Source organism: Pelotomaculum terephthalicicum JT, from assembly GCF_022410535.1.
Taxonomy (GTDB): domain Bacteria; phylum Bacillota; class Desulfotomaculia; order Desulfotomaculales; family Pelotomaculaceae; genus Pelotomaculum_D; species Pelotomaculum_D terephthalicicum.
Genome location: NZ_JAKNBL010000074.1, coordinates 1 through 5315, shown reverse-complemented (window position 1 = coordinate 5315; position 5315 = coordinate 1). Strand labels below are relative to the sequence as shown.

The window sequence follows — 5315 nt, the reverse complement described above, 5'->3', positions numbered from 1 at the left end:
CATTATGAGTATACCATGTGGTTATTTGGCTATCAATGTACAGTTTCTGCGGAGAGACTGTTCAATTAAAACGGTCTAAGTGTTCAACTTCGGCGGTTTAGGTGTTTTTTCTCAGCGTAATATGCATCTTTCGCTGCTATCACAGCATACATATAGCACCGCCCTTTCTTAAAAAATAAAATTATTCCATGTGGAATAATTGGCTAATCAATATCTTTTACAGGAATTTCACCAGTTTGAATAGATATATAATATCCCAGAGGGTTCATATCATCATGGTTATTTATCGTCGTAGTAGCTGTGGGTATGTGGGCAACTCGTAGAGTTGTCCAAGTGATTATGGACCCTGTGGGCAGGCTTGGCTGTCCACAAGTCCATATGAGTGGCATATCCGCAGCAAAACCTTCTCTCTCCTTAGAAAAAATGGTTTTAACAAGTACACTTAACCGGTTTATTACTACCTTTAAATAAAAAGGTGGGCAAAGCTGCCGCTAAAAGATATTCCAAGTGGGATAAAATAAAAAAAGCCCCGCAATTAACGGAGCCATTCCAACAAAACCATCAAATTAGCCCTTAATAAATTTTTGAAAGCAGGTAAACCAGGTATTAGCTCAAAGTAATCAACAATTGGGGTTTTAATCAAGGGTCAGGTGTTTATGAAGCAATCAACTTGTCAAATGTCAAAGTAAAGGATTCGGTTAACTGGTTAGTGATAACTCTTTGCTTTATGTCAACGTGCTCCTTTCCTCGCCAGTGTGGGGAAACGTAAGTAAATCCTGATGGGATTTCAACTATTCCACTGATGAGTAGAGCTTTTCGGCGTGCGCCTTCTGAGGCATTATTCTTTATGCGCCTAAAATGCCACGGTACGTAGCCGCCGCCATAACTGTGTGTCCTGTTATTTTCATCAGCTTTACCGGAGTAATTAGTTGTCCATTTTCTGGGTAAATATTTGGCCCTTTCCCGTTGGGGTGATCTCTTTTGCTCACCACCAGAGGCTTTCACTCCTGGCATTTTGGCTTTGCGAGTGGGAACACATCCTCGTACCATGTCGCTAATGGAACAAAGAACATAGGTATATAATAGGTCCAACCATAGGTTTTCGGGAGGTTTTAAATCCGGTGCCAGGGAAAAATGATAAGTTTTATGGTTTGCCATAATAACTTTACACCGGTATACTCCACGTTGCTCCTTTGCTATGAAAAAGTGAAACCCGATCTTTTTAAGTATTAGTGAGTTTATTGGGCTATGCCAATGTCCGCCGGGCAGACCATATCTCCTGTTAAACCATATTTCTTGTGCGGCGTGTTGGCGAAAAATATTAAGTATATTACGGAGGCGATAGGTTTCAAATTCACTTGGCTCATCGGGCAAATTTAATTTATGCTCTTGTTTAGTTCTGCTATTAACAACTTCAGCAATAAGTTGGAACAGTTCCAATAACAATGCTTTTTTGGATCTTTCCTCAATTTCCTGTGTGTGTACCGAGGATGTCGTTGAATCTGTTACAATATCGGGTAAGAGTTCGCCAGGTTCCTCTGCTTCCTTCGATTTTAATTCCAGTTTTCGTTGTGAGCTTAAATTCTTTTTCGACTCAACCACACCAATTGTAGCATTAAAATTCTTTTTAAATGAACGCAAATAAGTTAGCCTATCTTTAACTTTTGCTTTAATGTTATCTGAAACACTAGGATTATTCTCCAGATTCTTTAAGACCTCGTAATTTTTATCCCTTGAAAGCATCTCTGCAACATAAATAGGGATATTTTTCTTTAAAGCAACCCAGGACCTTATAGAAGATTCACCGTCCGATGCTAAAATATACATGAGTTCGTCATCAAGATCAGAACGGGAAGCAATTTTCTTACGAATATCAAGCGTTTTGTCTTTAACCAAAGATTTTAAGATATCACTAGTAGTGTTTGGGTTTGCAGCGACAGCATGTCGTACAACCCAATCGTCATGGGAACTAAAGAATTCAAGGTACTTTAAAGATACTCTCTCACTGTTAATAATTCTAGAAAGTAAAGCGACTTCCGTATCGAAATTTATAAATTTAATAATTTCATCGAAGTTCTCATCCAATATCTTATTGAACGTATAATTATCAATTTCTTTATTTCTTAAAAGCGAATACTTTACATCAGGACTCTTATCTTCACTTAGAACCTTTATAATGGAATTAGGGATGTTCCTGTTCTTTGCCAGTTGTTTCCTTACATTTACATCAGGCAGTTTACTTAACTTAATAAATATATTTAATGGTATATAATTATTTTGAGCAATTGACTGATTGATTTCACTATCATCTAAGCTTAATAACCTAATAAAAACTTTTTCGTACGTTCTTAACTTTGCAGTAGTCTCAGTTCCTAAATTTTTGGAAATGACTTTCAAAACGGAACGATTCTTGATATAAATAATATTTAAAATTTCTTCAGTTTTAAAAGAATGTAGAAGGTTGTAGACTAACCATTTTGCATCAATATCTTTACTTTTAAGTTTTTTTGTCATTGTGGAAACAGGGTTCCTTAATGCCCTTAGTAAAACATCATTACTCATATCATTACTATTCAAAATTTTATTAATAAATTCCTTGTCCGTAGTAGTCGAAGCAATAATATACCTCATCTCAGGATAGGTCTGAAAGATTTTTTTATTTAACCTTTCCCTTACATTTACCTTGAGATGGTTTAACTCAGCAACTACAACATCATAAAACAATTCTTTTTTGATTCCGCCCTGTTTATATTCATGGTAGAGGCTGCTTATTATTTGCATCATTACATCAGTATCTTTTTTCAATTTAATTCTTAACTCTTTAGGGGTTGCTTTATTATCGTGAACTGCCTTACGAACTTGAACACTAGGATTACGCGATAACCCCTCCAGGATATTTCTATTCGTAAAAGGTGACCTTGCCAATTCTAGCGGATTAACGCGCCCTATTTTTAGCAATCTATTTTTTAAACTTTCTTTACCTAATTTATCTGTATCAAAAAATTCTTTTAAAGAGATTTCAAAAGCTTCTTCAGGAAAAATATTTTTTATGGCCCAGGTGATAATATAAGACATAATATGATCTTCATATTCAACAAAGTAGGGAAGGAAGTTAGAAATTAAAATTTTTTTAAACTTGGATTTATCCGGAACGTCAACAAAACCTGAAACCAGGGCGAACCAAAAGATTTCTTTTTTATATTTACTAAATGCGGAACCCATACCAGTCGGAAGTATTTTTAAAATATCAAGCCATTGATATTTCGCAATATGTTGAGCGCAATTATCAACCAAATCCTGATCTATTATAAAGTGGTTCTCTCTTAATTCAATAAATGAAGTTGAATTGGGTCTTAATTTTTCTTCCAAGTTAAGAAGAAAAGCTGATAATATCTTAATTCCTTTTGCCTCATTGAAATTGTAGAGCTTTAATTCCGAAATTATATTAATCAAAATTATGCCCCCTCTGATAACCCCTTTAGAGTTACCTTATGGAACTTCCGTCCAGTTAGAAAACAAGAAAAATTAGGATGATCGCCTTGAAAATATCGGCCTAAACGCATTTGGATCACCACTTACTGGGTTATATGAGCAGTTTAGTGAGAGACGTTACCACCCCTCTCGTTTTAATGGTACAGATGTTCGCGGTAAAATATGTAGAATCCTGCTAAACAATAAAAATTTTTAAGAAAAAATACCCGCCATAAAAAGGCGGGGTGGTAAGTGGCTTCCACAGCAGCGAACCAGGGTCTGTCAATGTTAAAAAGGTATTAATATATTACCATTTAAAGAATATTCCATATGGAGTAGATCAATCTTTCGAAATTAAGCGGGTCTTATGTTAAGGGAGAAAGATCCTACTTGCCCCCTCCGCGTAAAGCGTCCCATGCCCGCCCGTTACTTATACTTCTTCGACCGCCCTGTTTTCCTGTTCGCACATTACCTCCTCCGACCACCGCCGATTCCTCAAATATCCCCAGTATATCAACAGAACTTATTTCCACTGCCACAGGAGGTAAAGGCGGACTCATATTCTTATAACGCCTTCTTCTGCTACTACGGTTCCTATTTAAAAAATCAGTTCTGACCCATTCCATAAAAAGCCCGGACGAATCAAAACCAATTACTCTAGCCAGAGCTTCCAGCCCTGCCTTTCCTTCTGAGCCATAAAGCAACCGAAGTATGATAGCCCTTTTATCAGGGAACTTAAGGTATTCCGCTGCTTTCTGCATGATTACCAACGTGGTCATTTCTTCAACCGCCCCGCCGCAGCATCTCTTCCCGGAAACGCGCAACACAAAACAGAAAGAAAGGTACCATTTTCTTATTTATACCCACCTCCGGAGGAACAGGATAATATGTAACAAACGGCCTTATGCCACACTTTTTAACAGTCTTTTTTGCCATTAAATTAAAATTCAGGCGCTCTTCCTCTGAACTCGGGACAATAACATTTTTAATAAGTACATCCCCGACATAAAAGGTTTTGCCCCTCTTCGTTTTAACTCCCCTTTTAATTATCTCCATTTCATCCCTCCAAAAACTGTTATTCGTTTCCGCGCTTCGCCGGGCAAATATACCCGCACCCGGCTCGCCGACGAGTAGTCGCACAAAAATAGGGCCAGATATGCAAAAAACATAAACGAAAAAAGGAATATACAGCGCGGAGCCGAGCTCTTTACAATCGCGCCGGAAAGCTAGGGCCGTAAACGGACGCCTTCCCAGGGGACGTAACTACGCGCCCAGGTAAATATACCTGTTTAACTAGGTTTTCAAAATTTTTCAAGAGCTTCATCCCACTAACAAGACGACCCGAACAACACGTATCAGCGCCGTCACTCTTGAAAAATGCTGGGATGCAGGTACCCACGCATTAGGACTACGCGGGTCGTGCCGGCCCGGCTCAGTTCCCAGCAGTTCACCAGGTCTCCGGCACTTCCCCTGTTGCGGGTTTCCCCGCCCGAAACAATTCGGTTTCCAGCTCACGCCAGGGTATGCGCTGCCGGCTGTTTGGTTGGCGTCTTTATTGACGTTACGCCTAGCTTCCCTTTTACGGCAGGTCCGCCGTCTCCCTCCGCCACTGCCCCAGTGACCCATAGACACAAGATTGCGCGTCCGTCTGCCGGGACTTTTCTCCCTAAAAAAATAAGGAGTGTGGTTATAAATTACTGCGCAAACCTCCTGACATATTAAATAGCCTCTCGGCATTCGCCGAGGCAGATGGCACAAGGCTTTGCTTGAACCATCGTTATTGAATTCCTCCTACTTACCATAGAGGAATTTTTTTTAAATCCGCATCCAATTGGGAATTCGGA

The 5315-nt window shown here is 39.1% G+C and carries 5 protein-coding genes; all 5 read right to left on the bottom strand.

Annotation, left to right across the window (positions count from 1 at the left end):
- Positions 1-654: 654 nt before the first annotated feature.
- Positions 655-3453 carry a hypothetical protein gene (locus tag L9W92_RS18345; protein ID WP_240085189.1) on the bottom strand — a complete coding sequence of 933 codons (2799 nt, stop codon included), beginning with the start codon at positions 3451-3453 and terminating at the stop codon, positions 655-657.
- Between the two features lie 404 nt (positions 3454-3857).
- A complete protein-coding gene (locus L9W92_RS18340; RefSeq protein ID WP_240085188.1) occupies positions 3858-4250 on the bottom strand; it encodes a hypothetical protein in 393 nt (130 codons plus the stop codon).
- Positions 4251-4254: 4 nt separating this feature from the next.
- Positions 4255-4527, bottom strand: coding sequence for a hypothetical protein (locus L9W92_RS18335; RefSeq protein ID WP_240085187.1), 273 nt, complete (start codon positions 4525-4527; stop codon positions 4255-4257).
- Positions 4528-4791: 264 nt separating this feature from the next.
- Complete coding sequence (locus L9W92_RS18330; RefSeq protein ID WP_240085186.1) at positions 4792-4986, bottom strand: hypothetical protein; 195 nt, start codon at positions 4984-4986, stop codon at positions 4792-4794.
- Entirely contained in the window at positions 4983-5105 is a 123-nt protein-coding gene (locus L9W92_RS19080) for a hypothetical protein (protein WP_282442418.1), read from the bottom strand. Before L9W92_RS19080 ends, L9W92_RS18330 begins: the two co-directional genes overlap by 4 nt.
- Positions 5106-5315 lie beyond the last annotated feature (210 nt).